The following is a 24,370-nucleotide window of genomic DNA, read 5'->3' on the forward strand; positions in this document are numbered from 1 at the left end:
GGCTGGGAGCCTTGTTACATGCCCGCATTGCAGATCATTTTGACACCTGTGACCGTGACAACAGCGCTTGTCGCGCTGACCGCCTGTTTCATCAGCACAAACACGACCGGCGCGCCAACCTTTGGTGGGGTTTTGAGTGCGTCAAGCTCACCCACCGTTGCTGAGTTGCAGCCAGTGCTGGACACGGCGCTGGAACAAGAAACTTGGGTCATAGGTTTTGCAGGCTCCCGCTTCAGCGCAATCCCTGACGACCGCACAGTGAATTTCAAAGGCTACGGCGGGGTATTGCTCGACTATGATCCCACTGTTTCCGAAGACATCTTCATCTCGGGTGACTTGCGGGTTGTTGTCGATTTCGAAGCGGAGACGTTTGGCGGGTCCGCCATCAATATGGTGGGTCTGGATTGAAGTAACACGTCCGTTGGTGTTCTGGGTACATTCACATACACCGGTGGCACACTGGGTGGCGCGCAGCCGAACAACTTTGCCTTGGATTATGACATCGACCTGATTGTTGGCCCGAATGCGGTGGCGATGAATGGCACCATGGATGGGCTGTTCCGCGGCACGCGTGCTGATCCGGGGTATTGCAACCCGATCAAAGCTGTAGACGCTACGGATGACACGCCGAACATCACCATCGCACCCGGCGTCAACGGCGCATCCGTCAATTTCATCGGGGAAAGCTATTTCCCAACGCAGTAGGCGACACGTCCCGCCAAGCACCAGACGGCAGATCGTCGAGCGATAGCGCGCCGATCTGCCAACGCACCAAGCGCAACGTTGGGAATCCGACATGGGCCGTCATCCGGCGAACTTGCCGGTTACGGCCTTCGGTGATAGTCATTTCAATCCACCGATCCGGCACGGATTTCCGATACCGCACAGGAGGATCGCGTTCCCACAGCTGCGGTGGCGCGATCAGGCGGACTGTCGCTGGCCGCGTCGGCCCGTCTTTCAACGTCACGCCTTTGCGCAAGGGGTCCAAATCTGCCTCGCTTGGATCGCCTTCGACCTGCACAAGATAGGTCTTTGTCATCTTTGATTTCGGGTCGGAGATCTTAGCCTGAAGTTCTCCATCATCGGTTAACAGCAGCACCCCTTCACTGTCGCGGTCCAAACGTCCGGCGGGATAGACATTTGGTACATCAATGAAATCTGACAAGGTGCGCCGCGGTGTCGGGTTTTTTGTGTCTGTAAATTGCGACAGGACATCAAAGGGTTTGTTGAAGATGATCAAACGGGACATGTCGCCTGATACACGTAAACCCCCTTATTTCACCATGTATTTAGCGATACTTAGTGCGGTATACTGTTGTATCCTCTTAACACATTGAAAATAATAAAAAAATATTGCGTACGCCCACATCGGGCGCTATGTGTCCTTTCAAGTCAGTGGAATTTTGTCATGGCCCCGATCCAAGATCACCCGCAACGCTACGCTTTGGCGCATGAGCTACACGCGCGCCCATTCCCACGTGTCAACGCTCCCGGTCGGGCGGCGTATTTGGCGCTAAAGCCAGCGCAAAACGCTGTTGGCCGCGACCGTGCAGCGGACCGTGCGCGCCTTCTTGCCTTGCTCGATCGGTTCGGCGCGGTCCATCCGCAGCCGGATGCCACACATTATTCCGGCCAGATCGGCCGGCACTTTCTCAAATGGGAAAGCCATACGGAGTTCGTGACCTATACGATTTTCGGGGATGGCGTCGCGGATCGCCCGTTTGACGCGCAAACCTTTGGGCTGTTTCCAGAAGACTGGTTGGACGATGCACCTGGCGTGCGAATCGCTTCCGCTCTGATCCGTGTGGAGCGGCTCGATGGTGATGACACCATTCTTGATAAGCTCAAAAAATGGTTCGTCCCGGAAAGCGTGGCTGTCAGTCGAGTTTTGAATGATGAGCTAGTGATCGCAAGCGATTTCCGTATTGATGAAGCGGGCCATACGCGGTTCGTCGTCTTTGCGCGCTCCGGTACCGGCGCGCAACGCATTGGCCGTGTGGTGCAGCGATTGACCGAGATTGAGACCTACAAAACCATGTCAATGCTGGGCCTGACCCGTGCGCGGTCGCTGTCTGGCAAGATGGGCGAGATGGAGCAAGAGCTTTCAGCGCTTCTAAACGATATGGGGCAGGGGACCCGCGCAGCAGAGGATGTGCTGCATTCGCTTTTGTCGGTGTCGGCAGAGCTTGAGAACACCGTCGCACAAGCCGCCTTTCGGTTCAGTGGAACAACCGCCTATTCCCGCATCGTCGACCAACGCATCGCGGTTTTGCGCGAAGAACGGTTCCAAGGGCGACAGACCTTTGCCGAATTCATGATGCGCCGCTTCGATCCGGCGATGCGGACGGTGGCCTCAACTGAGGCACGGCTGAAAGCCATGTCAGACCGTGCGATGCGGGCAGGAGATTTGTTGCGGACAAAGGTCGACGTTGATCGGTCGGAGCAAAACCAAAAACTGCTTCAAAGCATGGACCAACGGGCGGATCAGCAACTCCGTCTGCAACGCACTGTTGAAGGCCTCTCCGTCGTGGCGATCAGCTATTATGCGGTCAATCTTGTGATTTACCTCGCCACGCCCTTTGGCGATGCTTTGGGCGTCGGTAAAGTCGGGATTGCTGCGGCGGCCACGCCAATTGTTGTCCTAAACGTGTGGTGGCTGATCCGCCGCATCCGGCGGCGCATCCACTAGGCGGCTGCCGTCTCGCGTTTTGCAACGGAATGAGATGGTCCGATCAGTGTCATCGGCACCGCATACTCCATCATATTACGAAGCGCGACAGAGGGCGGGATCGCATCCTTACCCATCTCCATAAACTGCGCACAAGCCGCTGCCCAAGACATTGGCCGGCTGTTGAAATGCTCATCGTAGCGGTCCAGGAGCGGCAGCATTTCGTACCAATGGTCCATCACCAGCGACAGGGGTGTCTCAGACAGCTGATGACCCTCGGGCAGGTCTGGATCAAAGGTAGTTCCTGCATCTGCGGCATCAAATCCGTGCTGCATGGCCGATGACACGTCATAATCGGTTCCGTCGCCCAAGGCGTCAGCCTTTTTCGACAAAACGTTCCACAGCGACGATGAACTGTCGTGCAAAATATGCGCGATCCGCTTTCGGCGGGGCATTTTTGAGGATGTGTTCATGACCATTTCATCTTGCAGACCCGCAGTCATGGCGCAGCCAAATCCTGCAAGCGCACCTGCGATGCCCAGTGCCTTTTCAAGATGAACGCCATCATCATTCTTCGCGCAGTCAAATATCGCAAAGACTAGATCATTTCTGGTCGCTGCGAAAACGACAAATGGGTTATTTACTTTGGCTTTTGTGACAGCCTTTCACATCCCTTCTATCCGAGGGTCCGCTTCCTGCTCTGCCGCGGAAATGGATGTTCAATCGAAACCCAACATTGAAAAACCTTTCACCCACCCAGTGCACAGTTGCACAAATGAATCCGGTAGAAAGACCGCAAAGACCGGGCTTTTTTCATGTTTCAGTACCGCTTGCGATTTAGTACCGCCTGCGTCGCGCGCTTCCGCGGGGAGCTAAAGTGTCGGAATTCTGTAAGACCATGGATAAATTACGCAAACGTCCAGATGACTCTAAAAGGTCGCATCGTTTGAAAGATGCCTTGTGAGCCGAAGGGAACTTCGCCACACTTACGTCGACGAAAAAGGAGGCCATTATGCCCGTCAAAAATCGGCTTTCCGAGCTTCTGCCTGAGATCACCGCGATCCGGCGGGACTTGCATGAGCATCCAGAAATCATGTTTGAGACGCACCGCACCGCGCAGGTCGTTGCGGACAAACTGAGGGAGATTGGCTGCGAGGATGTGACCACCGGGATCGGGCGCACCGGTGTCGTTGGCGTCATCAAAGGCAAGACCGATACTAAACGTCGGGTAATTGGATTGCGGGCTGATATGGACGCTCTGCCGATCCTTGAACAGACGGGGCTTGAGTATGCCTCCAAAACTGATGGGGCGATGCATGCCTGCGGGCACGACGGGCATACGGCGATGCTGCTAGGCGCGGCGAAATATCTGGCCGAGACCCGCAATTTCGACGGCACGGTCGTCGTCATTTTCCAGCCCGCGGAAGAAGGCGGCGGTGGCGGCCGGGAGATGTGCGAAGACGGGCTGATGGAGCGTTGGAATATCGATGAGGTCTACGGCATGCACAATTGGCCAGGCCGCCCTGTTGGGTCGTTCGCCATCAGGCCAGGCGCGTTCTTTGCCGCAACCGATCAGTTCGACATCACGGTCAATGGAAAAGGCGGCCATGCCGCGAAGCCGCATGAAACCGTCGACAGCACCTTGGTCGCGGCCCATTGCGTCACGGCACTGCAATCCATCGCCAGCCGGAATGCAGATCCGGTTGATCAAGTTGTCGTTTCTATCACCTCCATCGAAAGCAGTTCTAAAGCGTTCAACGTCATCTCGCAGAGCGTCGATATGAAAGGTACCATTCGCACCATGTCGGCGGAGATGAGGGCGCTCGCGAAGAAACGGCTTTATGCCGTTTGTGAAGGCGTATCCGAGGCTTTTGGCGCGGAGGTTGAGATCACCTATTACGACGGTTACCCCTGCATGGTGAACCACGACGCGCATACAGAGTTTGCGGCGGAGGCGGCGCGCAAAGTGTCCGGCCAATGTGATGAGGCACCGCTGATCATGGGGGGCGAGGATTTCGCCTTTATGCTCGAAGAACGCCCAGGCGCCTACATCCTTGTCGGCAATGGTGACAGCGCAGCGGTGCACCATCCCGAATACAATTTCAACGACGAAGCGATCCCTGCTGGCTGCAGCTGGTGGGCGGAAATCGTGGAACACCGGATGCCTGTTGCCTGACCCATGCCTGTCTCATGGCTCTCTGAACCGCATGCGCATAAGACAGCCTTGTTTGAGGCTGTGTCAAAGGTAGACGCCGGGGGGCGCAAGCTGCCCACATGGAAAATGTCATTCCGCGATTTTCCTGAAATGCGCGACCGAACGGCTGAGTGCTATGCCCGAGCCAAGAAACAGCCATCTAGAGCCATTGGGCGTTTTTTGAAACGGACATTCATCCGTGGTCGCTACAACTGGGCGCGGCGGTATTTTCTGAAACACCCCGAAGAGCTTGCGCTGTGTTGGCAAGGGCTCACGGGGACGCGCCGAGCCTTCATGATGGGCGCACAGGACGCAGGGGCGGCAACGCTTTTTGCTGAATTGGCCCCTTTGCCGGGGTTCAGAACGCTCGACCCGATCGGTGTGAACGCGGAAAGCAGCATCCCGCAAAACCCCTCCACCTATGGCAATGTCGCGCCCGACGCCGCACTTCTGTCCGACATTCGGGATCGGCTGACGTCCCGCCCCTCGCGGCGCAGCGATGTGGGGCAGGCGGGTGCGTTGCCTGATGACGTCAGCAACTTCCTTTTCGTGCCGCTGCAGGTGCCAGATGACAGCCAAATGATTCTTTTTGCCGATTGGGTCGGATCAATGGTGGGGTTTGTCGAACGGATTGCGGTTGCCGCGCAGAGCTTGCCGGACGGTTGGCATTTGCGTTTGAAGGAACATCCATCGTCCAAAATCCGCCTCACCGATACCATTGAGCGAGCGATCGCGGACGGCGCGCGGATGGTCCTCGACAACGACACAGACAGTTTTGAACAATTGCGTGCGTCAAAGGGCGTTTTGACGGTCAATTCGTCGATGGGCCTGCAAGCGATGTTATTTGACAAACCTGTCTACACCACGGGTCGGACTTTTTATGCGTTGCCTGGCCTGACGAGCCATGCCCACGGGCCAAAAGAATTGGCAGACCTGCTCGCCAATGCAGACAAGACCACGTTCAATCAAGAATTTCGCGCCCGCTTCCTGACGTGGCTTGCAACGGAGTACTATATTCGCGAAACCGATACAGGCTATGATCTGGACCATATCTCCCGAAAACTGGCTGAGGCCCGCGCATGATTTTCCGCCCAAAGATGATCAGCAAGTTGCGGATCACTCCGCCGCAAGCGCATCCTGATCGCGCAGGCCTTGCCATCGCGGTCGTCGTCAAGAATGAAGCCCGACACATCGGTGAATGGCTCGATTTCCATCTCAAGGCTGGTGTTTGCCAATTCATCCTCTACGACAATGGATCGACAGATGAGACAATTGAAGTTGCGAAGTCGCATTTGCCTGACGGAAAGCTGACAATCCTGCCTTGGGATCAAAAGCTGTTTGACGGTCGCAGCGGGGTGGAGATGCACAATCAGGTCTTGGCCTTTGCCCATGCACTGCGCAATTTCGGTGGTCAGTTTCGCTGGATGGCTTTCACAGACATTGATGAGTTTCTCGTGCCAATGAAAGGCGGCGATCTACTGTCCGCTTTAGCCCCGCTAATTGCCGCCGCACATATCTCACTGCCTTGGCATATGTTCGGGCGTTGTGGACACGACGAGGCCCCCGATGGTGGCATTGTTGCAAACTACACCCAACGTGCCCGTGACCTTTTGGCATCCTCTCACGCACTGAATTGGAAGTGTATTGTCGATCCCTGCCGCGTCACTGGCGTTCGGGTGCATGGGTTCGAGATTGAGGGCGAGGCGGCAGGCGTCAACGATGTGGGACAACCGTCCCTGCACCAGCGTCGGTCGAACCCAAGTTTCTATTCAAATGCCGTGATCCAATTGAACCACTACTACACCCGCTCTGACCAAGAACTTCAGGCAAAAATTGCCCGAGGGTCGAACAAAACGGTTGAGGCGCAAAAGCACATCAAACGGGTTATGCGGATTGTTGATGCAATTGAGGCGGATACGGTCGAAGATCGCAGCGCTATTGAGTTTCTGAACCGAGTTTAACCGCCCGTATGGCTCATATGGCGAGAGACTTGGCCGTCAACGCGCTGACGTGAGTAGTCAAAATCATGTCCGCGCGGTTTTAGCGCAATCGCGGCGCGGATGGCCTCTTCCAGAATCGCGTCACTCTCCGAGCTTCGCAACGGACCGCGCAGGTCGGAATGGCCTTCTTGCCCAAGACAGGTGTAAATATCACCTGTGCAGGTCACGCGCACACGGTTGCAGCTTTCGCAGAAATTATGGCTGAGCGGTGTGATAAAGCCGATCTTCTGACCTGTCTCTGACAGTTGCACATAGCGGGCAGGGCCGCCGGTGCGCTCGCTCAGATCAGAAACCGAATAGCTTTCCTCAAGCCGCGCTCGTACATCTTTCAGCGACCAATACTGACCAAAGCGATCCTCGTTCCCGATATCGCCCATCGGCATCACTTCGATGAAGGTCAGGTCCATATCGCGGCTGGCGCACCACTCTGTGAGGGTGAAAAGTTCATCCTCGTTGAACCCTTTGAGCGCAACAGTGTTGATCTTAACCCGCAAACCCGCATCCTGTGCAGCGTCAATCCCCTTCAGGACCTGCGGCAAACGTCCCCAACGGGTGATGTCGGCGAATTTCTGTTCATTAAGCGTGTCTAGCGACACGTTGATCCGCCGCACACCCGCCGCATAAAGATCTTTCGCAAAGCGTGCCAACTGGCTTGCGTTCGTCGTGACGGTCAACTCGTCCAAAGCGCCGCTGTCCAAATGGCGGCCCATGGCATTAAAGAACGTCATGATGTCGCGTCGGACCAAAGGCTCCCCACCTGTGACGCGCAGTTTCTTCACACCCAAACGGATGAAGGCGGAGCACATCCGATCCAGCTCTTCGAGGCTCAGCAAGTCTTTCTTTGGCAAGAACGTCATGTTTTCGGACATGCAATAGACACAGCGGAAATCGCATCGGTCCGTGACCGAAATCCGCAGATATTCAATCGCGCGGGCGAAGGGGTCTATGAGAGGAGCGTCCATAAGCGAAAGCTAGGGGTGGGCAACGGGTTGCGCAAGCGTGAACGCGACCACTTGTGCGTGAGATGTGCGCAAAATACTGTCGGGCGAATGAGATACGCATATTTGTTTCCGATCCTCGCCCTTTCCGCCTGTGACACGACTTTGGAAGAACTTCTGACGCCTACGTCGGCCCCGGCGGAGATTACGGCGCCCGTTGAGACACTTGATCCAACGCCACCACCACCGCCGCTGCCCACTGCACGTACCGTAGAGCAATTTGACACGACGACCGAAGAGGATCGCGCCGCCGCCGTCGCTGTGCCGCCGCCGGCAGGGGAGCAGAGGTTGGGTGTGACGAACATCTCGCTGGGGTCCGCAGCCGATCCGGGCATTTGGCTGAAAACACCTTTGGTGACAGAGCTTCAGATGGGCCGTGTGGTATATGGTGCGAATGGCAAGTCAGTCTCGTTAGAATTGCGCCCGTCTGGTGGGGCAGCGGGGTCGGCCAGCCAAATGAGCCTTGCGGCGATGCGGTTGCTGGACATCCCGTTGACGGCGCTTGCCGACGTGACCGTTTTCGCGAACTAAGCAGGCAGCTTGCGTCCTGCTTCCTTGCGAGCGAAGGGTTTCATTTGGTCGCCATGTTTGTCCAAGAATGCGATCACTCGCGGCGCGTCATGCTTTGACAATTCGCGCAGCCACCACGCGATCGCTTTTTGGATGAACCAATCATGGTCAGTGACATAGCTCGCCGCCCATCCCAAAACGCGGTCGCGGGCTTCAAGTTCTGCCGGTTTTGGGAAATTCTGCTTTGTCCACGGCAAGGTCATCACCAGCGCAGCGCGGCGGGTCCACATGTAATCGGACGTTGTCCAAGCCTCCACCTGAACCAACCGCGACGGCTGCCACACTAGCCGTTTTTGCCCCGCGATAGAGGCGTGATCTGCGACAGCCCACGCATCAAAACTGGGCACCCAAGAGGCAATCAAATCCCATGCGGCCGTATCGTCTGGCCTGATCCGCGCTTGCGTCAGTAGTTTCGCCGCTGCGATGCGGCCTTCGTGGATGTTGGTGTCCCAAAGATCGGATGACAATTGCAACCGCGCCTTCAGATCGAGCGCGGCGCGCCACTCTTTGACGATGGCATCAATCACAGGGTTCGCAACACCCAAGTAGGGGCGGTCAACTTTGTGATAGGCCCGCATCTCCCGTGCTTTCTGGGCTTCCCCGCCCAAGAGCGCGATGGCGTCGTTAGCGTTCATTGTCATAGGTGGTCGGAAAACCATCTAGGGTTTGACCGTTTCGCTCGTTCCAGTATGCCTCTACACCATCGCGTCCTTTGTCCTCGGCCCATTTGCTCAACACTTGGCGATCTTCGAGGTGATCAAATAAGGGAACGGCAAAGCCACAAGACGATTGAACCATCTCGATACTAACGTCGTAGATCTGACGTGCTCCAAGCGCTTCAGGGAACTGTGCATTCAATTCATCCCAAAACGTATGCGCTGGGGTTGTCATCGTTGCACTGCCGTAAACGCGCAAAATTAGCGGGTGCTTGGTGAAAGAGCACCACATCAGCGTGATCCGGTTGGCCAGACGCAAATGCCCATCCGTTTCGTTTCCCGAACCGGTTAGGTTCCGCCAAAGGATACGGGTCGGCGACATCACGCGCAGACTGTCCATCCCTTTGGGGGAGACGTTCACCTTGCCGGTCGGCGCCGCTGTACCTGTAAAGAACAGATGCTGTTCTCCAATGAAGGTGATTTGGTCGTCTTGTAGCCTGCCGAATTGCTTACCCATTATTCCACAGTCACAGACTTGGCCAAGTTCCGTGGCTGGTCCACATCTGTGCCCTTCGCCACGGCCGTGTGATAGGCCAATAGCTGTGCAGGAATGGCATAGAGGATCGGGGCGAGGAAATCGTCCACCTCTGGCATCACAAGCGTTTGCCATGTGCCGTCGCCAGCCTCCGCCGCGCCTTTTTCATCGGTGATGAGAAGGACTTTGCCGCCACGGGCCATAACCTCCTGCATGTTGGAAACCGTCTTTTCAAACAGGTGATCGCGTGGGGCTATGACGATGACGGGCACGTTTGGGTCCACAAGGGCGATTGGGCCGTGCTTTAGCTCGCCAGAAGCATAGGCTTCGGCATGTATGTAGCTGATTTCTTTAAGTTTTAACGCACCTTCGTGGGCAAGCGGGTACATCGCCCCACGGCCCAGGAACAGGATGTCTTGCGCTTCGGCCAAGTCCTGCGCGATCTGCTGGCAGCGCCCTTCGATGGAGAGTGCGTCGTTGATGACACCCGGCAAAGCGCGGAGCAGTTTCAGTTTTTCAGCAACTTCGCTTGCGTCCAATTCGCCACGGTCCTGTGCGGCTTTCAGCACCAGCATCGCCAGTGTGACAAGCTGACAGGTGAAGGCTTTGGTTGAGGCGACGCCAATCTCTGCCCCTGCCAAGGTCGGCAATGGCAAGTCGCTTTCCCGCGCGATGGAGCTTTCGGGGACGTTGACGACCGACAAAATGCTGTCCGCTTTACCGTCCATGTAGCGCAGGGCGGCCAAAGTGTCCGCTGTTTCGCCCGATTGGCTGACAAACAAGGCAACAGTGCCTTTGGTGACGGGCGGTTCACGGTAGCGGAATTCGGAGGCAACATCGACCTCAACCGGCAGACGCGCGATCTGTTCAAACCAGTATTTTGACACCATGCAGGCGAGGTAGGCCGTGCCACAAGCGACGAGCGACAACCGCTCCACCTTCGAAAAGTCGAGACCGGGTTCCGGCAATTTCACCGCCATCGCGTCCGTATCGATGTAATGGCTCAACGCGCCTTGCAGAACTGTCGGCTGTTCCGCAATTTCTTTCGCCATGAAGTGTTTGAAGCCGCCTTTGTCGACCATCGCTGTGTCGATCTGGATCACTTTCATCGCGCGGTTTGCGATGTAGCCGTTGGCGTCGCGGATTTCCACACTGTCGCGGGTGATTATCGCCCGGTCACCTTCATCGAGGTAGGTAATCTTGTCAATCATCGGCGCCAATGCAATGGCGTCAGAGCCGACGAACATCTCCCCCGCGCCATGTCCGATGGCGAGGGGGGAGCCTTTGCGTGCCGCAATAAGCAAATCGTCGTGTCCGTCGAAGAGGAAACAAAGCGCATACGCCCCTTCCAGTCGTGCGATAGTTTGTTCGGCTGCATCACGAGGGGCAAGGCCCTCATCAATGTAGTATTGCGTCAGCAGGGCGATGGTTTCCGTGTCCGTATCGGTCGTGTAGGCAATGCCTTTCTCAGCCAGAAATCCCCGCAGTTCTTTGAAGTTTTCAATAATCCCGTTGTGCACGACAGCCACGCCGCCTGCGCGATGCGGATGGGCGTTGTCGACGGAGGGGGCACCGTGCGTCGCCCAGCGTGTGTGGCCGATGCCAGCCTTTCCAGGCAGCGGGTTGTGCACCAAGACGTCGGAGAGATTGACAAGCTTGCCAACGGCACGGCGACGGTCGAGTTTCAGCTCGTTAATCGTTGCGATCCCAGCGCTGTCGTATCCGCGATATTCAAGCCGCTTCAGCGCATCCACAAGTATGGGTGAGGCTTCGTGGTTGCTCAAGACACCTATAATTCCGCACATTTCAGGCTCCTTTTGCCTGTTTTTCCTTGTTGGACTTTAACTTTTCAAACATTCGGCGGGCGAGCCCCGGTTTGTTTTCCTGCCGCGCCCGCGCCACGGCAAGATCGCCGTCTGGCACGTTGCGTGTGATAACTGAACCGCTGGCGGTCATGGCTTCAGCGCCGACCGACACTGGCGCGACCAACATTGTGTTGGACCCGATAAAGGCATCAGCGCCCACGATTGTTTTGTGTTTAAACACACCATCGTAGTTGCAGGTGATCGTGCCCGCGCCGATGTTGGTACGTTCCCCAATGCTCGCATCCCCGATGTAGGACAGGTGGTTGACCTTTGCCCCTTCGGCCAAAACGGCATTCTTCATTTCCACAAAGTTGCCGACCTTGGCACCTTCCTGCACTTCCGCCCCAGGGCGGAGGCGGGCATAGGGCCCCACAACCGCATCCCGTGCGACATGGCACCCTTCCAAGTGGGAAAACGCGCGGATTGTGGCCCCGTTTTCAACCGTTACGCCATTTCCAAACACGACATTGGGCTCGATCAGGGCGTCGCGGCCAACGAACGTATCATGGGCAAAATAAACCGTGTCAGGAGCCGCCATCGCGATGCCATCTTCTAGCGCCGTCCTCCGCGCTTTCGACTGAAACGCCGCTTCTGCCTGTGCCAGTTCCGCACGGCTGTTGATGCCCAGCGTCTCAGCTTCATCACAGCGAACAACCTCCGCCGACAACTCGCGGTCACGCGCAATCGCCACGATGTCTGTTAGATAGTATTCTCCGGCCGCGTTGTCGTTCGTCACATCATCGACCAGGTCGAATAGCGTCTGCGCGTCAGCCGCGACAACGCCACTGTTGCAAAGCGTGATTGCCCGTTCAGCGTCGGTGGCGTCCTTGATTTCCACAATCCGCTCCAAAGCATTGCCAGTCGTGACCAACCGCCCATAGCGGCCTGGATCAGAGGCTTCGAACCCCAGCACAATCACATCAGCCGTGGCGCGGCGGGCTTTCATGGCGTCCAGCGTTTCAGTAGAGATAAAGGGCGTATCCCCGTAGACTACGAATGCAGTACCTTCGAACCCATTCAGAGCGTCGCGTGCCTGTGCGACGGCATGAGCGGTGCCCAGTTGCTCCTCTTGCACTACCACTGATACGGTGTCGTCCCAAGCCAGCGCAGCATTTTCAACCAATTCCGCCCCGTGACCTGCGACAACGACGGTCTTTTCAGGCGACAAAGAGGCGCCTGATTTCATTGCATGCACCAAGAGCGGCGCCCCCGCAATCGGGTGCAGCACTTTCGGCAGGTCTGAATTCATGCGGGTGCCTTTGCCCGCAGCCAAAATAATAAGGGCTGTCGCCATTAACGATGAAACCTTTGTCTTTTTTTGGGTTTTACCTGATTAGCCCCTATTCTCAAGCCTTGCGGGCTTCACTTCCAATTACGTTTCGTTACAGAAGAGTTAAGCACAGAGGACAACATGCGCACGGTAGTTTTTGACCTTGATGGCACGCTCGCGGATACCAGCGGGGACTTGATCGCGGCGGCAAACCACTGCTTTCGGGAGCTTGGGCTTGGCGATTTGCTCGATCCTGCACGGGATGCGGCAACGGCATTGCGTGGCGGTCGCGCGATGCTCGACCTCGGCTTTGATCGGGTCGACGGTTTTGGGAAGGCAGAGGTTGACCGCCAATATCCCATCCTTTTGGCGGCATATGCCGAACAGCTCGACACCCACACCTACCTCTACGACGGCGCCATGGAGGCGGTTGATGTGCTCAAACGTGCAGGTGATGCTGTTGCGATCTGCACCAACAAACCCTTCGCTTTGGCGGAGGACTTGATTACCCGCCTCGGCGTCCGCCACATGTTCGATGCGCTCCTTGGAGCGGACAGTCTGCCGGTCCGCAAACCTGACCCGAAGCACCTGATTGAAACCGCATTGCAAGCAGGTGGTGATCCATCCCGCATGTTGCTGGTGGGCGATACCAAGACAGACAGGGAAACCGCCGCCAATGCAGGTGTGCCGTCCGTACTTGTGACCTTTGGCCCCGGGGGTGGGGATATGGCGGCTTTGGCCCCGGAAGCGCTGCTGGAATCCTATGCCGATCTGCCCGCCATCGTGGACCAACTGCTTCCTTAATCATACTTACGGCCTTCGGCGCACCCTAACGCCCTCATCAATATTTGTGAAAGTGCGTTTGTGCCCATTGACCAAAGCGGTCTCTGACGGTCAGGGTTTTTGTATGGAAGAGCGTTTCACAGGCAGTTTTACACAACAAGAGCCGATCCCGCAGGCGGGGATCGACGCGGCCTTGGCTGTGATGCAGCACGGAAGGCTGCATCGCTATAATGTAGCTGAGGGAGAAATCGTCGAAACCGCGCTTTTGGAGGAAGAGTTTGCTGCCGCGACAGGGGCGAAATATTGCCTCGCGGTCGCATCCGGCGGCTATGCTATGGCCACAGCCCTGCGTGCGCTGGGCGTGACTGCAGGCGACAGGGTTCTGACCAACGCCTTCACCTTGGCCCCAGTGCCTGGCGCGATTGCCAGCGTTGGGGCGACGCCGATCTTCGTTGGTGTTACCGAAGACCTCACAATTGACTTGGATGACTTAGCTGCGAAAGCGGATCAGGCTGATGTACTGATGCTGAGCCACATGCGCGGGCATCTGGCCGATATGGATGCGCTGACGCGCATTTGTGACGAGGCGGGCGTGATCGTAATTGAAGACTGCGCACATACAATGGGCGCGGCATGGAGCGGCGTGCCATCTGGGCGGTCCGGCAAAATCGGCTGTTTTTCAACACAGACTTACAAACACATCAATTCGGGGGAAGGGGGTTTTCTCATCACCGACGATGCGGAGGTCATGGCCCGCGCCATCATGCTGTCTGGGAGCTATATGCTCTTCGATCGGCACCGCGCGGCACCGCCGCCAGAGGCATTTGCTGCGATAAAATACGAGACGCCGAACATCTCAGGTCGAATGGACAACCTCAGGGCCGCGATCCTGCGGCCTCAATTACAAGACTTGCCAAAACAAGCCGCCCGCTGGAACGAACGCTACCGCGTTTTGGAAAGGGAATTGTCGGATGTAACCGCCCTGTCCTTGCCAACACGGCCTGAGAAGGAGGCATTCGTCGCGTCCTCATTCCAATTTCTCTTGCTCGATTGGGACGCAAGCGCGGTTCAAGAGGTGCTGTACCGCTGCGCCCGTCGGGGCGTTGAGCTTAAGTGGTTCGGCGGGGCGGAGCCTGTTGGCTTCACCTCCCGCTATGACAGTTGGCGATATACTACTTCAACGCCTTTGCCTAAGACTGATCGCATCTTGGCGGGCATCATCGATATGCGCCTGCCACTCACATTCTCCCTTGAAGACTGTGCGCTGATCGGTCGGATTATTCGGCAAGAGGTGAGCACGGTATTTCAATCCAAGGGCGCGGCGGCTGAGTAGAGTTGTCAGACTGACAATCTGCGCCATCTGCTTTATTATCCGCAGACCTTGATAAGTTATGCCGCCATGCCGCCGAAGCTCTATTATCTTCCTGTTGTCCTTGCGATTGTCCTCACCGGAGTTGTGGGCTTTCAACTGGGCCGCGCCGCGCCCCCGTCCGAGGGGGATGTGATTGAACGCTGGGCGGCAGAATATGTCGCGTGGGCCGGTGCTGACGCGAAAGCAACCGATTGCTTTGCCATGCCGGGTGGTGGTGAGGTTTGGATAGTCATCACCTGCGTGCCGAAAGCACCGCAGCAAACCATCACCTATGCGGTCATGCGCGATGGTAACCTTGCGCAGCCCGGCAAAATGTCCATTAAAAGTGATGCATAAACCGCTGACGCGACGTTGGGGTGGGCAGGGGCGTTTGTGCCTGACAGTCTATCTCTAAAGCAAAGACATACGGGATGACGAGGTGGCACATATCCGCACAGACATTGATGCTTTGGGCGTCGCCACACTGACGCTCTCCCGACCCGAAAAGCATAACGCGCTGTCGGTTGAGATGATGGACGCGCTGTCCGCTGCTTTTTCCGATTTGGCAGCAAACGCAAATGTTCGCGTGGTCGTTCTCGCAGCGGAGGGGGAGACCTTTTGCGCAGGTGGCGATCTGCGCTGGATACAGCAGCTTGCCGCTTCGGGGCCAGAGGTTCGCATGGCCCATGCCTTGCGATTGGCGCAGATGCTGCGGGACATCAACACGCTGCCAAAGCCGTTGATCGTGCGCTGTCACGGTAATGCGTTTGGGGCAGGGGCGGCGCTTTTGTCTGTCTGTGACCTTGTTGTGGCCAGCGACACTGCGAAGTTTGGCCTGACCGAAACCCGCCTTGGCATGGTGCCCGCAACCCTCGCGCCGTTCGTCGTCGCCCGCATGGGGGAGGCGAACGCCCGCCGCGTGCTCATGTCTTCGAAGGTCTTTGATGCGGCGGAGGCAGTAGCGCTCAACCTCATCTCCAAAACGGTCCGATCTGATGAGCTGGACGCTGCGATCGAGGCGGAAGTCCGCCCCTACCTCGCCTGTGCCCCATCTGCGGTGACGGCCGCGAAAACGCTCCTCCGCTCACTGGGCCCTACAATCGATGATGAAGTAATCAGACAGAGCGCCCAAAGCTTCGTCGACCAATGTGAAACCGATGAAGCGCAGGAGGGGCTCGCCGCCTTCTTTGACAAACGCAAAGCGCGCTGGGTGCCTTAGTCAGCTGCCCCTTTGAAGGTCGCCTAGGGAGTGGAATCTGACACGATCAACTCTGGCCCGTGCGGTCGTATCTGGGTGCAGCACATCTGACCAAACCGCAATGCTCGGGTCAGCCGCCCAAAGGTTTACAAACAGATGCCCCGGCACACTCGTGATCGGGCCGTCCTTGGCCAATGTTGATACACCGGTTTGCTGTTGATGAACCACGTCAGGGCATACGGCTCTTAAATAAACTCATAATCATCAACGCAGCCCGCCGCATCAAAGCCCAGCGGGATGAAGTAATTGGTCAAGCTGCCACCGACAAACCACGCGACGTGCAGCTTCGTTGTGTCCTTGCCCAAAATTTCAATGCTGATCTCATCATGGCGCGTGCCGTAATGCGGGCCGGTGTAGGTGAAAAGCCCTGTCACCACGCCTGGCCCGTCGGCCGCAATCATCCGCGTCTCATAATAGCCGTACTGAAACTGCGCTTTCGTGCGAATCGAACCCCCAGCAAAGCGGTTCAGGACGTTATGCGGCGCTAAGGCAGGCGTCATCTCATCCTCAGTCGCCACCTGAGACCTGCGCCAATCGGTGTCAAACGCAGGATGGAAGAAATCATACTCTGCCACATGCCACCGTGTTTGGACGAGGTTTTGGTAAGTTTCATCAAATCCCTGCTCCATCGCATCCCCAGCAAAGCATGAAAGAAACAACCCCAATTCGCGCACGCAACCAACTCCTGCGTTAACCATTTGTTAACTAATTAACCGGTCGCAAATCATCATTAATTTTCGCAAAAAGTGGTTAACGCGGTGGTGCGAGAGGCGGCAAGTGAAAGACTTCACAAACTTTCATATGGAGCGGCATGTCCCGTTGACCCTCTGACCCCCCAAGGATAGACAGGGCGCAGCCAAGCAGACTGTGTTTTTTGCATTGCCAGGGAAAGGACCATCTTTTGCAAGAGATGCTCAACGAATATCTCCCCATCATGATCTTTCTTGGGCTCGCAATTGCCCTTGGTCTGATCCTGATCGCAGCGGCGGCGATCGTGGCCGTCAGAAACCCCGATCCTGAAAAGGTTTCCGCCTACGAATGTGGTTTTGACGCTTTCGATGACGCGCGGATGAAGTTCGACGTGCGGTTCTACCTCGTTTCGATCCTGTTCATCATCTTTGACCTTGAGGTCGCCTTCCTGTTCCCGTGGGCCGTGGCGTTCCAAGACATCTCCATGGTCGGCTTTTGGTCGATGATGGTGTTCTTGGCGGTGCTTACCATCGGGTTCGCCTATGAATGGAAGAAAGGGGCTCTGGAATGGGAGTGATGACAGGCACACAAGTCGGCGCAGACAAAGAAGCCGCCACCAGCGCGTTGAATGCAGAGCTGCAGGATAAAGGTTTCCTCGTCACCTCCACCGCTGACATCATCAACTGGGCGCGGACCGGCTCCCTGCACTGGATGACGTTCGGTCTGGCCTGTTGCGCGGTTGAAATGATGCATACTTCCATGCCGCGCTACGATCTGGAGCGGTTCGGCACGGCGCCGCGTGCCTCCCCCCGTCAGTCTGACCTGATGATCGTGGCGGGTACGTTGACCAACAAAATGGCCCCAGCCTTGCGCAAGGTTTATGACCAGATGCCAGAGCCGCGCTATGTGATCTCCATGGGGTCTTGCGCCAACGGGGGCGGGTATTACCACTATTCTTACAGCGTTGTGCGTGGCTGCGACCGCATCGTGCCGGTTGACGTCTATGTACCAGGCTGCCCACCAACGGCAGAGGCGCTGCTTTACGGCATCCTGCAACTACAACGCAAAATTCGCCGCACAGGGACGATCATCCGATGAGTGAAGCCCTTGAACAACTTGGCCAACACCTTGAACTCAAGCGTAAGGATTGCGTGGTGTCTTGGGAATTGTCGCATAATGAGTTGAACGTTACCGTCGCGCTTGCCAATTTGGTGAGCTTCGTGAAGTTTCTACGCAACGATGCCGATTGCCAGTTCTCAACGTTGGTGGACATCACGGCGGTTGATTTCCCAAGCCGCACCAAGCGGTTTGATGTGGTTTATCACTTCCTCAGTATGTACCAGAACCAGCGCATTCGATTGCGCGTTGAGGTGCGTGAAGAGGATATGGTCCCCTCTATCATTTCCGTTCACCCCTCCGCAAACTGGTTTGAACGGGAAGTCTTCGACATGTTCGGCATCCTGTTCTCTGGCCATCCAGATTTGCGCCGCATCCTGACCGACTACGGCTTCCGCGGATATCCGCTGCGCAAAGATTTCCCCACGACAGGTTACACCGAAGTGCGCTATGATGAAGTGCAAAAGCGGGTCGTATATGAGCCGGTTTCACTGGTTCAGGAATACCGCCAGTTTGATTTCATGAGCCCTTGGGAGGGGGCCGAATATATCATGCCGGGCGATGAGAAGGCTGAGGAGAAGGCATCATGATGGACGGTGATATCCGCACCAATACCTATGATGACGGCTCCATGGACGCTATGACAGGCGAACAGAAGATCCGCAACTTCAACATCAATTTCGGCCCGCAACATCCTGCGGCGCATGGTGTTTTGCGTCTGGTTCTTGAACTCGACGGTGAGATCGTTGAACGCTGCGACCCGCATATCGGCCTGCTGCACCGTGGCACCGAAAAGCTGATGGAAAGCCGCACCTACCTGCAAAACCTGCCGTATTTTGACCGCCTCGACTACGTGGCGCCGATGAATCAGGAACATGCGTGGTGTCTGGCGATTGAGAAGCTGACGAAGACGGAAGTTCCGCGCCGCGCCTCCCTGATCCGCGTGCTCTATTCCGAAATTGGCCGAGTGCTGAACCACCTTTTAAACGTTACAACCCAAGCGATGGACGTCGGTGCGATGACCCCGCTCGCTTGGGGTTTCGAAGAGCGTGAGCAGTTGATGGTCTTTTACGAACGCGCCTGTGGGGCCCGCCTCCACGCGGCGTACTTCAGGCCTGGTGGTGTTCATCAAGATCTGCCAACCCAGTTGATCGAAGACATCGACGCTTGGGCCGTAAAGTTTCCAAAGGTTCTGGACGACATCGCCAGCCTTCTGAACGAAAACCGCATCTTCAAACAGCGCAATGCTGACATTGGCGTCATCACCGAAGAGGATATCCAGAACTGGGGCTTCTCCGGCGTCATGGTGCGCGGGTCCGGCTTTGCATGGGATCTACGTCGTGCGCAGCCCTATGAATGCTACGACGAGTTTGAGTTCCAAGTCCCCGTCGGCAAAAACGGCGACTGCTATGATCGCTATCTCTGTCGCATGGAAGAGATGCGCCAATCCACCTCCATCATCCGTCAGGCCTGCGAAAAGCTGTTCCATGAAAAGGGTGATGTGATGGCACGGGGCAAGATGACGCCGCCTACTCGGGGCGACATGAAAACCTCGATGGAAGCGCTTATTCACCACTTCAAGCTTTACACAGAAGGGTTTCACGTGCCTGCAGGTGAGGTTTATGCCGCTGTGGAAGCACCAAAAGGTGAGTTTGGAGTCTACCTCGTGGCGGATGGCAGCAACAAACCTTATCGCGCCAAGCTGCGCGCGCCGGGGTATTTGCACCTGCAAGCAATGGATCATGTGACCACTGGTCACCAACTGGCAGACGTCGCCGCCATCATCGGCACAATGGACGTTGTATTTGGGGAGATCGACAGATGACACGTATCACACTTATTTCCGCGATTGCGCTTTTGTCGGCTTGTTCCGGCGGGATCGAACTGCCTGATTTGCGCGCCAGCGGCGGCGCGGCCTCCGTGCCTGAACCGATGGAGACAGCAGCACCTGTGCTGACCGCGAAAGAGCGTTTGGTCGCAGCGGTTGAAGGGCAGGGATGTGTGATTGATGCGACGACGATCAATGCGGTTTTGGCGAACGCCAGCTTAAGCAGCGCCGACCTTGCGGCTGCTGCGGGTGAGCTTGAGGCCGAGGGCCGCGCCATTGGCAACCAAGCCAACGGATCCATCCGCATCATCTCCGCCGGTTGTCCGGCTGTCTAAATCTAAGTCGTGGCGCTGGTACGGATCATAGGTTTCGCGGCCGCAGTCGTTCTGTTGGGCTATGGCGTTTGGTTCGAAGCGAACCCAGACGCTGCATTGTCTGTGACCTACCACAGTTATGAAACGCTGCCCGCTGTCATGGGCGGGCGATATTTCTTCTTTGGTGCCATGCTCATTGCGGCCATCATCTACGCAGACACAAAAGTGCTGGCCGTGCTTCTCGCGGGCTTTGGTGGGCTCGGGCTCTTTGACGCTGTTCTTTACATGTCGACAACGCCGCTGCCGCATCTGGCGGTGGGCGTGCTTACACTGGCTGCAAGCCTCTACTTTTTCCAACAACGAAAGACTGCATGCTAATGCTTCGCCGTTTGTATCACGACCAACCTGACACCTTTGCGTTCACACCTGCCAACAAAGCTTGGGCAGAAGGTCAGATCACAAAATATCCTGAGGGGCGGCAAGCCTCTGCCGTGATCCCGCTTTTGTGGCGCGCGCAGGAACAAGAAGGCTGGCTAACACGCCCCGCGATTGAGCATGTGGCGGAGATGTTGGACATGGCTTACATCCGCGTGCTCGAAGTGGCGTCGTTCTACTTCATGTTTCAGTTGCAGCCCGTCGGCTCCGTCGCGCATATCCAGATTTGCGGCACACTGTCTTGCATGATTTGCGGGGCACAGAATTTGGTCGCGGTCTGCAAAGAAAAGATCGCCGCGAAACCCCATGAGGTGTCCGCCGATGGCAAGTTCAGCTGGGAAGAGGTTGAATGCTTGGGCTCTTGCGCCAATGCGCCAATGGCCCAGATCGGCAAAGACTATTACGAAGATCTGACTGCCGAAAAGCTGGGTGAGTTGATCGATGAAATGGCCGCTGGGCGCGTGCCGACTCCAGGTCCGCAAAATGGCCGCTACGCCGCAGAGCCGCTGAAGGGGCTGACATCACTGACGGAATACGACAGCGGCAAAACGCAATATAACGCGAGCGTACAGCTGGCGACGGATATTGGCGACACACTCAAGCGTATCGATGGGACCGAAGTTCCGATCATCACGCCTTGGCTTGGCACACCAAAGACCTCATCCAAGAAATCAGCGCCAAAGAAATCTGCATCAAAGCCAGCCGCCAAATCCAAAGGCCCTGCGAAACCTCGCACGATGAACGCCCCGCGCAAATCGGGTGCGGATGATCTCAAGATGATCAGCGGCGTCGGGCCAAAGCTTGAAGTCATCTTGAATGAGCTGGGCTTCTGGCACTTTGATCAGATTGCCAAATGGACCAAGGCCGAAGTGTCTTGGGTCGATGACCGCTTGAAGTTCAAAGGCCGGATTGAGCGTGACAAGTGGATCGCACAGGCTAAAAAATTGGCAAAGTAATTGTCTACCGCTCCACAGTTGCGCGTGGATCGACTTTTCCCCTCCAATTTCCATATAAGTGTGCCATACGCTACGCTATAGAATGGCGGAGTGGATGAAGCGTGCCGAAGAGCGCGCCTGCTGCATAACTTAGAGGGTTTGGAGACTGCCAACCCTGAGGAGACTGAAAAAATGAAAGATACTGCGCCTAAGAGCACGGGTATTTTGGCTGCTGCAGCCCTGTTTGGCATCGTTGCCGCAGGCGTTGCTTGGGTCATGTATGAATTTTCTATGAGCGGCGGCTTCATTGTTGGCCTAATCGTTGCGCTGATTGTTGCTTTGCTATTGTGGCTTGGCTGGCGTGAGCCACAGGCTGGTCCGCAAGGTGCCCGCGACTTGAACCCTGGCGCGCCTGGCGCTGGCAAAGCTGAAGAAGCCAACGCCTCTGCACCATCCGCATCTGCGGCAACCTCATCCGCATCCGTGGCCACTGCAACTGCTGCATCGGCTGCTGCTGCAGCACCAGGTGCTGCGCCTAAATCGAAAGCAGCCGCCAAGCCGAAAGCAGAAGCCAAGCCAAAGCGCGCCCGCGTTGCTGCCGACGGCAAGCCTGAGATGCTCAATAAAGCCCGCGCTGGTGGTGCCGATGATCTCAAGCAGATCAAAGGCGTCGGTCCAAAGCTTGAAAAGATGCTGAACACAATGGGCGTCTATCACTTTGACCAAGTTGCCGGCTGGCGGGCGAAAGAAGTCAAATGGGTTGATGAAAACCTTGAAGGCTTCAAAGGCCGTGTATCCCGCGATGAGTGGGTCAAACAGGCCAAGGTTCTAGCCAAAGGCGGCACCACTGAATTTTCAAAGAAAGCAAAGAAGGGCGGCGTTTACTAGGACGCAGACTTCAGGCATTTTAGGCCCTGCCCGCAGCACCGCGGGCAGGGTTTTTTTGTTGAGGGACACATGGCCGATAACCACACGCCACAAACCCAACGCGAAGGGCGCACGATTGCGATCACCATCGCGATTGCGGGCCTTCTCAGTATCCTCGCACCCGACATCGTAACAACGCTTGGGCTGGAGCCGCGATATGAAATTCTGCTCTATCTGATTTCTTTGGCTGCGTTCTTTTGGGCACTGGTGGTGACGTGGAAGCTGTGGCAAAAGACACGAAGCAAATGATGACCCTCGTAGCCAAAAGGGAACGCTGACCGATGCTTAAGGATCAGGACCGCATTTTTACCAACCTTTACGGAATGCACGACCGGACACTGAAAGGTGCCAAGGCGCGTGGCCATTGGGATGGCACAGCTGGCCTTATCAAAAAGGGCCGTGAGTGGATCATTGAAGAGATGAAAGCCTCCGGCCTGCGGGGTCGCGGCGGTGCGGGCTTCCCGACGGGCTTGAAGTGGTCCTTCATGCCGAAGGAAAGCGATGGCCGCCCGTCCTATCTGGTTGTGAACGCTGACGAATCTGAGCCTGGCACCTGCAAAGACCGTGAGATCATGCGCCATGATCCACACACGCTGATCGAAGGCTGTTTGATTGCGTCTTTCGCGATGAACGCGAACGCCTGCTACATCTACATCCGCGGCGAATACATTCGCGAAAAAGAAGCGCTGCAAGCCGCGATTGACGAGGCTTATGAAGCGGGTCTGGTTGGCAAAAACGCCGCTAAATCCGGCTGGGATTTTGACATCTACTTGCACCACGGTGCGGGCGCATACATCTGCGGTGAAGAAACCGCGCTCCTCGAAAGTCTTGAGGGCAAAAAGGGTATGCCGCGGATGAAGCCACCGTTCCCAGCGGGCGCGGGTCTTTATGGGTGTCCGACCACAGTGAACAACGTTGAGTCCATTGCTGTCGTGCCCACGATCCTGCGCCGTGGCGCAAGCTGGTTCGCGGGTATGGGCCGCCAGAACAACGCAGGCACAAAGCTTTTTGCGATTTCGGGTCATGTGAACAACCCCTGCGTGGTTGAAGAAGAAATGTCGATCACGTTTGAAGAGCTGATCGAAAAGCACTGTGGCGGAATTCGCGGCGGTTGGGACAACTTGAAAGCAGTCATTCCTGGTGGCTCCTCTGTGCCATGTGTGCGCGGCGAGCGCATGAAAGACGCGATCATGGATTTCGACTACCTGCGTGGGGAACTCGGCTCTGGCCTTGGGACAGCGGCGGTGATCGTCATGGACAACTCCGTCGACATCATCAAAGCGATCTGGCGCCTGTCGAAGTTCTACAAACACGAAAGCTGCGGCCAGTGTACACCGTGCCGTGAAGGCACCGGCTGGATGATGCGCGTGATGGACCGTCTGGTGAAAGGCGAGGCTGAGGTTGAAGAGATCGACATGCTCTTTGACGTCACCAAGCAGGTTGAAGGCCACACGATTTGTGCGCTTGGCGATGCGGCGGCATGGCCGATCCAAGGTCTCATCAGAAACTACCGTGATGAGATCGAGGACCGCATCAAACACAAACGCTTGGTTGCGGCGGAATAATAAAGCGGGGCGGGCTCGCGATTGCCGTCAGCCTAGACTTGTTGGCCTGCGCCGATGGCGTCTGTCAACGGAGTGGCGGCGAAAAAAATGCTAGCGGAGTCACTTCCAGTTTACGGTGCAAAACTGCGACTGGCGCGTCAGATTCCTTTGTCGTGCGAACGGTATGAGTTCAATGACCAGATGCGACTGGCGCTGAGTGCGGCCCGTTCCAATAGGGCGGACGACCGTTTGCAAGTGATCCGCCAAGCCAGCGGCCTTGATCTCGCCTCTGATGTCAAAACTCAGTCGTTCCAAGCCAGAGGCTGGGTTGAGGTTGGTGTTGACAACATTTGCGCTGCGGGCGACCGCGAAGTGGCGGAGCAGACAGGGATCAGTGCGCTTTTGGTGGCACGCTGATGCGACCCTTCTGGGA

Annotated in this window: 30 protein-coding genes; 22 read left to right on the top strand and 8 right to left on the bottom strand. The window is 56.6% G+C overall.

Going from position 1 to position 24,370, the window contains the following annotated elements:
• The first annotated feature begins 18 nt into the window (after window positions 1-18).
• Both ACTF5F_RS08035 and ACTF5F_RS08040 read left to right on the top strand, forming a co-directional pair.
• Window positions 19-408, top strand: coding sequence for a hypothetical protein (locus ACTF5F_RS08035; protein WP_438956354.1), 390 nt, complete (start codon window positions 19-21; stop codon window positions 406-408).
• A gap of 81 nt (window positions 409-489) precedes the next feature.
• Window positions 490-705, top strand: a complete 216-nt coding sequence (locus tag ACTF5F_RS08040) for a hypothetical protein (RefSeq protein WP_438956355.1) — start codon at window positions 490-492, stop codon at window positions 703-705.
• On the opposite strand, the gene ACTF5F_RS08045 is transcribed toward ACTF5F_RS08040, so the two are convergent.
• Window positions 674-1,249 carry a pseudouridine synthase gene (locus ACTF5F_RS08045; RefSeq protein ID WP_438956356.1) on the bottom strand — a complete coding sequence of 192 codons (576 nt, stop codon included), beginning with the start codon at window positions 1,247-1,249 and terminating at the stop codon, window positions 674-676. The genes ACTF5F_RS08040 and ACTF5F_RS08045 overlap by 32 nt on opposite strands.
• A gap of 159 nt (window positions 1,250-1,408) precedes the next feature.
• Between ACTF5F_RS08045 and ACTF5F_RS08050 the strand changes: the two genes are divergently transcribed.
• Window positions 1,409-2,689 carry a DUF3422 family protein gene (locus tag ACTF5F_RS08050; protein ID WP_438956357.1) on the top strand — a complete coding sequence of 427 codons (1,281 nt, stop codon included), beginning with the start codon at window positions 1,409-1,411 and terminating at the stop codon, window positions 2,687-2,689.
• On the opposite strand, the gene ACTF5F_RS08055 is transcribed toward ACTF5F_RS08050, so the two are convergent.
• Window positions 2,686-3,141 (bottom strand): hypothetical protein, encoded by a 456-nt coding sequence (locus tag ACTF5F_RS08055; RefSeq protein ID WP_438956358.1) that lies wholly within the window; start codon window positions 3,139-3,141, stop codon window positions 2,686-2,688. The genes ACTF5F_RS08050 and ACTF5F_RS08055 overlap by 4 nt on opposite strands.
• A 539-nt stretch (window positions 3,142-3,680) precedes the next feature.
• On the opposite strand from ACTF5F_RS08055, the gene ACTF5F_RS08060 reads away from it, so the two are divergent.
• The 3 genes from ACTF5F_RS08060 to ACTF5F_RS08070 all read left to right on the top strand — a co-directional run bounded on the left by ACTF5F_RS08060 (window position 3,681) and on the right by ACTF5F_RS08070 (window position 6,823).
• Complete coding sequence (locus tag ACTF5F_RS08060; protein ID WP_438956359.1) at window positions 3,681-4,844, top strand: M20 aminoacylase family protein; 1,164 nt, start codon at window positions 3,681-3,683, stop codon at window positions 4,842-4,844.
• 198 nt (window positions 4,845-5,042) lie between these two features.
• Window positions 5,043-5,945: a capsular polysaccharide export protein, LipB/KpsS family gene (locus ACTF5F_RS08065; RefSeq protein ID WP_438956360.1), complete on the top strand. Its 903-nt coding sequence runs from the start codon at window positions 5,043-5,045 to the stop codon at window positions 5,943-5,945.
• A complete protein-coding gene (locus ACTF5F_RS08070; protein WP_438956361.1) occupies window positions 5,942-6,823 on the top strand; it encodes a glycosyltransferase family 92 protein in 882 nt (293 codons plus the stop codon). Before ACTF5F_RS08065 ends, ACTF5F_RS08070 begins: the two co-directional genes overlap by 4 nt.
• Here ACTF5F_RS08070 and moaA read toward each other — a convergent pair.
• A complete protein-coding gene (gene moaA / locus ACTF5F_RS08075; RefSeq protein ID WP_438956362.1) occupies window positions 6,820-7,824 on the bottom strand; it encodes a GTP 3',8-cyclase MoaA in 1,005 nt (334 codons plus the stop codon). The genes ACTF5F_RS08070 and moaA overlap by 4 nt on opposite strands.
• Window positions 7,825-7,911: 87 nt before the next feature.
• Between moaA and ACTF5F_RS08080 the strand changes: the two genes are divergently transcribed.
• A complete protein-coding gene (locus tag ACTF5F_RS08080; RefSeq protein ID WP_438956363.1) occupies window positions 7,912-8,391 on the top strand; it encodes a D-galactarate dehydratase in 480 nt (159 codons plus the stop codon).
• Here the strand turns inward: ACTF5F_RS08080 and ACTF5F_RS08085 are convergent.
• Genes ACTF5F_RS08085 through glmU form a run of 4 tightly spaced genes read right to left on the bottom strand, consistent with a single transcriptional unit; the run spans window position 8,388 to window position 12,780 of the window.
• Window positions 8,388-9,065 carry a DNA alkylation repair protein gene (locus ACTF5F_RS08085; protein WP_438956450.1) on the bottom strand — a complete coding sequence of 226 codons (678 nt, stop codon included), beginning with the start codon at window positions 9,063-9,065 and terminating at the stop codon, window positions 8,388-8,390. The two genes, ACTF5F_RS08080 and ACTF5F_RS08085, sit on opposite strands and share 4 nt — an antisense overlap.
• On the bottom strand, window positions 9,055-9,603 hold the full coding sequence (locus tag ACTF5F_RS08090; protein ID WP_438956364.1) for a pyridoxamine 5'-phosphate oxidase family protein: 549 nt from the start codon (window positions 9,601-9,603) through the stop codon (window positions 9,055-9,057). The genes ACTF5F_RS08085 and ACTF5F_RS08090 overlap by 11 nt, the downstream gene beginning before the upstream one ends.
• Complete coding sequence (gene glmS / locus ACTF5F_RS08095; protein WP_438956365.1) at window positions 9,603-11,426, bottom strand: glutamine--fructose-6-phosphate transaminase (isomerizing); 1,824 nt, start codon at window positions 11,424-11,426, stop codon at window positions 9,603-9,605. The genes ACTF5F_RS08090 and glmS overlap by 1 nt, the downstream gene beginning before the upstream one ends.
• A 1-nt stretch (window position 11,427) precedes the next feature.
• Window positions 11,428-12,780: a bifunctional UDP-N-acetylglucosamine diphosphorylase/glucosamine-1-phosphate N-acetyltransferase GlmU gene (gene glmU, locus ACTF5F_RS08100; protein ID WP_438956366.1), complete on the bottom strand. Its 1,353-nt coding sequence runs from the start codon at window positions 12,778-12,780 to the stop codon at window positions 11,428-11,430.
• A gap of 117 nt (window positions 12,781-12,897) precedes the next feature.
• Between glmU and ACTF5F_RS08105 the strand changes: the two genes are divergently transcribed.
• The 4 genes from ACTF5F_RS08105 (at window position 12,898) to ACTF5F_RS08120 (ending at window position 16,109) form a co-directional block, all read left to right on the top strand.
• Window positions 12,898-13,560, top strand: a complete 663-nt coding sequence (locus ACTF5F_RS08105; RefSeq protein ID WP_438956367.1) for an HAD-IA family hydrolase — start codon at window positions 12,898-12,900, stop codon at window positions 13,558-13,560.
• Between the two features lie 103 nt (window positions 13,561-13,663).
• Window positions 13,664-14,872, top strand: a complete 1,209-nt coding sequence (locus tag ACTF5F_RS08110) for a DegT/DnrJ/EryC1/StrS family aminotransferase (RefSeq protein WP_438956368.1) — start codon at window positions 13,664-13,666, stop codon at window positions 14,870-14,872.
• Between the two features lie 66 nt (window positions 14,873-14,938).
• A complete protein-coding gene (locus tag ACTF5F_RS08115; RefSeq protein ID WP_438956369.1) occupies window positions 14,939-15,247 on the top strand; it encodes a hypothetical protein in 309 nt (102 codons plus the stop codon).
• Window positions 15,248-15,329: 82 nt separating this feature from the next.
• Window positions 15,330-16,109, top strand: coding sequence for a crotonase/enoyl-CoA hydratase family protein (locus tag ACTF5F_RS08120; protein ID WP_438956370.1), 780 nt, complete (start codon window positions 15,330-15,332; stop codon window positions 16,107-16,109).
• Between the two features lie 224 nt (window positions 16,110-16,333).
• Here the strand turns inward: ACTF5F_RS08120 and ACTF5F_RS08125 are convergent, their stop codons facing one another.
• Complete coding sequence (locus tag ACTF5F_RS08125; protein ID WP_438956371.1) at window positions 16,334-16,777, bottom strand: family 16 glycosylhydrolase; 444 nt, start codon at window positions 16,775-16,777, stop codon at window positions 16,334-16,336.
• Between the two features lie 272 nt (window positions 16,778-17,049).
• Between ACTF5F_RS08125 and ACTF5F_RS08130 the strand changes: the two genes are divergently transcribed.
• The 11 genes from ACTF5F_RS08130 to ACTF5F_RS08180 all read left to right on the top strand — a co-directional run bounded on the left by ACTF5F_RS08130 (window position 17,050) and on the right by ACTF5F_RS08180 (window position 24,354).
• Window positions 17,050-17,415 (top strand): NADH-quinone oxidoreductase subunit A, encoded by a 366-nt coding sequence (locus tag ACTF5F_RS08130; RefSeq protein ID WP_438956372.1) that lies wholly within the window; start codon window positions 17,050-17,052, stop codon window positions 17,413-17,415.
• Window positions 17,415-17,936, top strand: coding sequence for a NuoB/complex I 20 kDa subunit family protein (locus ACTF5F_RS08135; RefSeq protein WP_438956451.1), 522 nt, complete (start codon window positions 17,415-17,417; stop codon window positions 17,934-17,936). The genes ACTF5F_RS08130 and ACTF5F_RS08135 overlap by 1 nt, the downstream gene beginning before the upstream one ends.
• Window positions 17,933-18,544 (top strand): NADH-quinone oxidoreductase subunit C, encoded by a 612-nt coding sequence (locus ACTF5F_RS08140; RefSeq protein ID WP_438956373.1) that lies wholly within the window; start codon window positions 17,933-17,935, stop codon window positions 18,542-18,544. Before ACTF5F_RS08135 ends, ACTF5F_RS08140 begins: the two co-directional genes overlap by 4 nt.
• A complete protein-coding gene (locus ACTF5F_RS08145; protein ID WP_438956374.1) occupies window positions 18,541-19,779 on the top strand; it encodes an NADH-quinone oxidoreductase subunit D in 1,239 nt (412 codons plus the stop codon). The genes ACTF5F_RS08140 and ACTF5F_RS08145 overlap by 4 nt, the downstream gene beginning before the upstream one ends.
• Window positions 19,776-20,117: a hypothetical protein gene (locus ACTF5F_RS08150; protein ID WP_438956375.1), complete on the top strand. Its 342-nt coding sequence runs from the start codon at window positions 19,776-19,778 to the stop codon at window positions 20,115-20,117. Before ACTF5F_RS08145 ends, ACTF5F_RS08150 begins: the two co-directional genes overlap by 4 nt.
• Window positions 20,118-20,126: 9 nt before the next feature.
• On the top strand, window positions 20,127-20,474 hold the full coding sequence (locus tag ACTF5F_RS08155) for a hypothetical protein (RefSeq protein ID WP_438956376.1): 348 nt from the start codon (window positions 20,127-20,129) through the stop codon (window positions 20,472-20,474).
• Window positions 20,474-21,487 (top strand): NADH-quinone oxidoreductase subunit NuoE, encoded by a 1,014-nt coding sequence (gene nuoE / locus ACTF5F_RS08160; RefSeq protein ID WP_438956377.1) that lies wholly within the window; start codon window positions 20,474-20,476, stop codon window positions 21,485-21,487. The genes ACTF5F_RS08155 and nuoE overlap by 1 nt, the downstream gene beginning before the upstream one ends.
• Before the next feature lie 171 nt (window positions 21,488-21,658).
• A complete protein-coding gene (locus tag ACTF5F_RS08165; protein ID WP_438956378.1) occupies window positions 21,659-22,354 on the top strand; it encodes an NADH:ubiquinone oxidoreductase in 696 nt (231 codons plus the stop codon).
• Window positions 22,355-22,423: 69 nt separating this feature from the next.
• Complete coding sequence (locus ACTF5F_RS08170; RefSeq protein WP_438956379.1) at window positions 22,424-22,642, top strand: DUF5337 family protein; 219 nt, start codon at window positions 22,424-22,426, stop codon at window positions 22,640-22,642.
• Window positions 22,643-22,674: 32 nt separating this feature from the next.
• Window positions 22,675-23,958, top strand: a complete 1,284-nt coding sequence (gene nuoF, locus ACTF5F_RS08175; protein WP_438956380.1) for an NADH-quinone oxidoreductase subunit NuoF — start codon at window positions 22,675-22,677, stop codon at window positions 23,956-23,958.
• Between the two features lie 87 nt (window positions 23,959-24,045).
• Window positions 24,046-24,354: a hypothetical protein gene (locus ACTF5F_RS08180; RefSeq protein ID WP_438956381.1), complete on the top strand. Its 309-nt coding sequence runs from the start codon at window positions 24,046-24,048 to the stop codon at window positions 24,352-24,354.
• The last annotated feature ends 16 nt before the right edge of the window (window positions 24,355-24,370 follow it).

The sequence above is a fragment of the Cognatiyoonia sp. genome (assembly GCF_965661665.1).
GTDB lineage: Bacteria > Pseudomonadota > Alphaproteobacteria > Rhodobacterales > Rhodobacteraceae > Cognatiyoonia.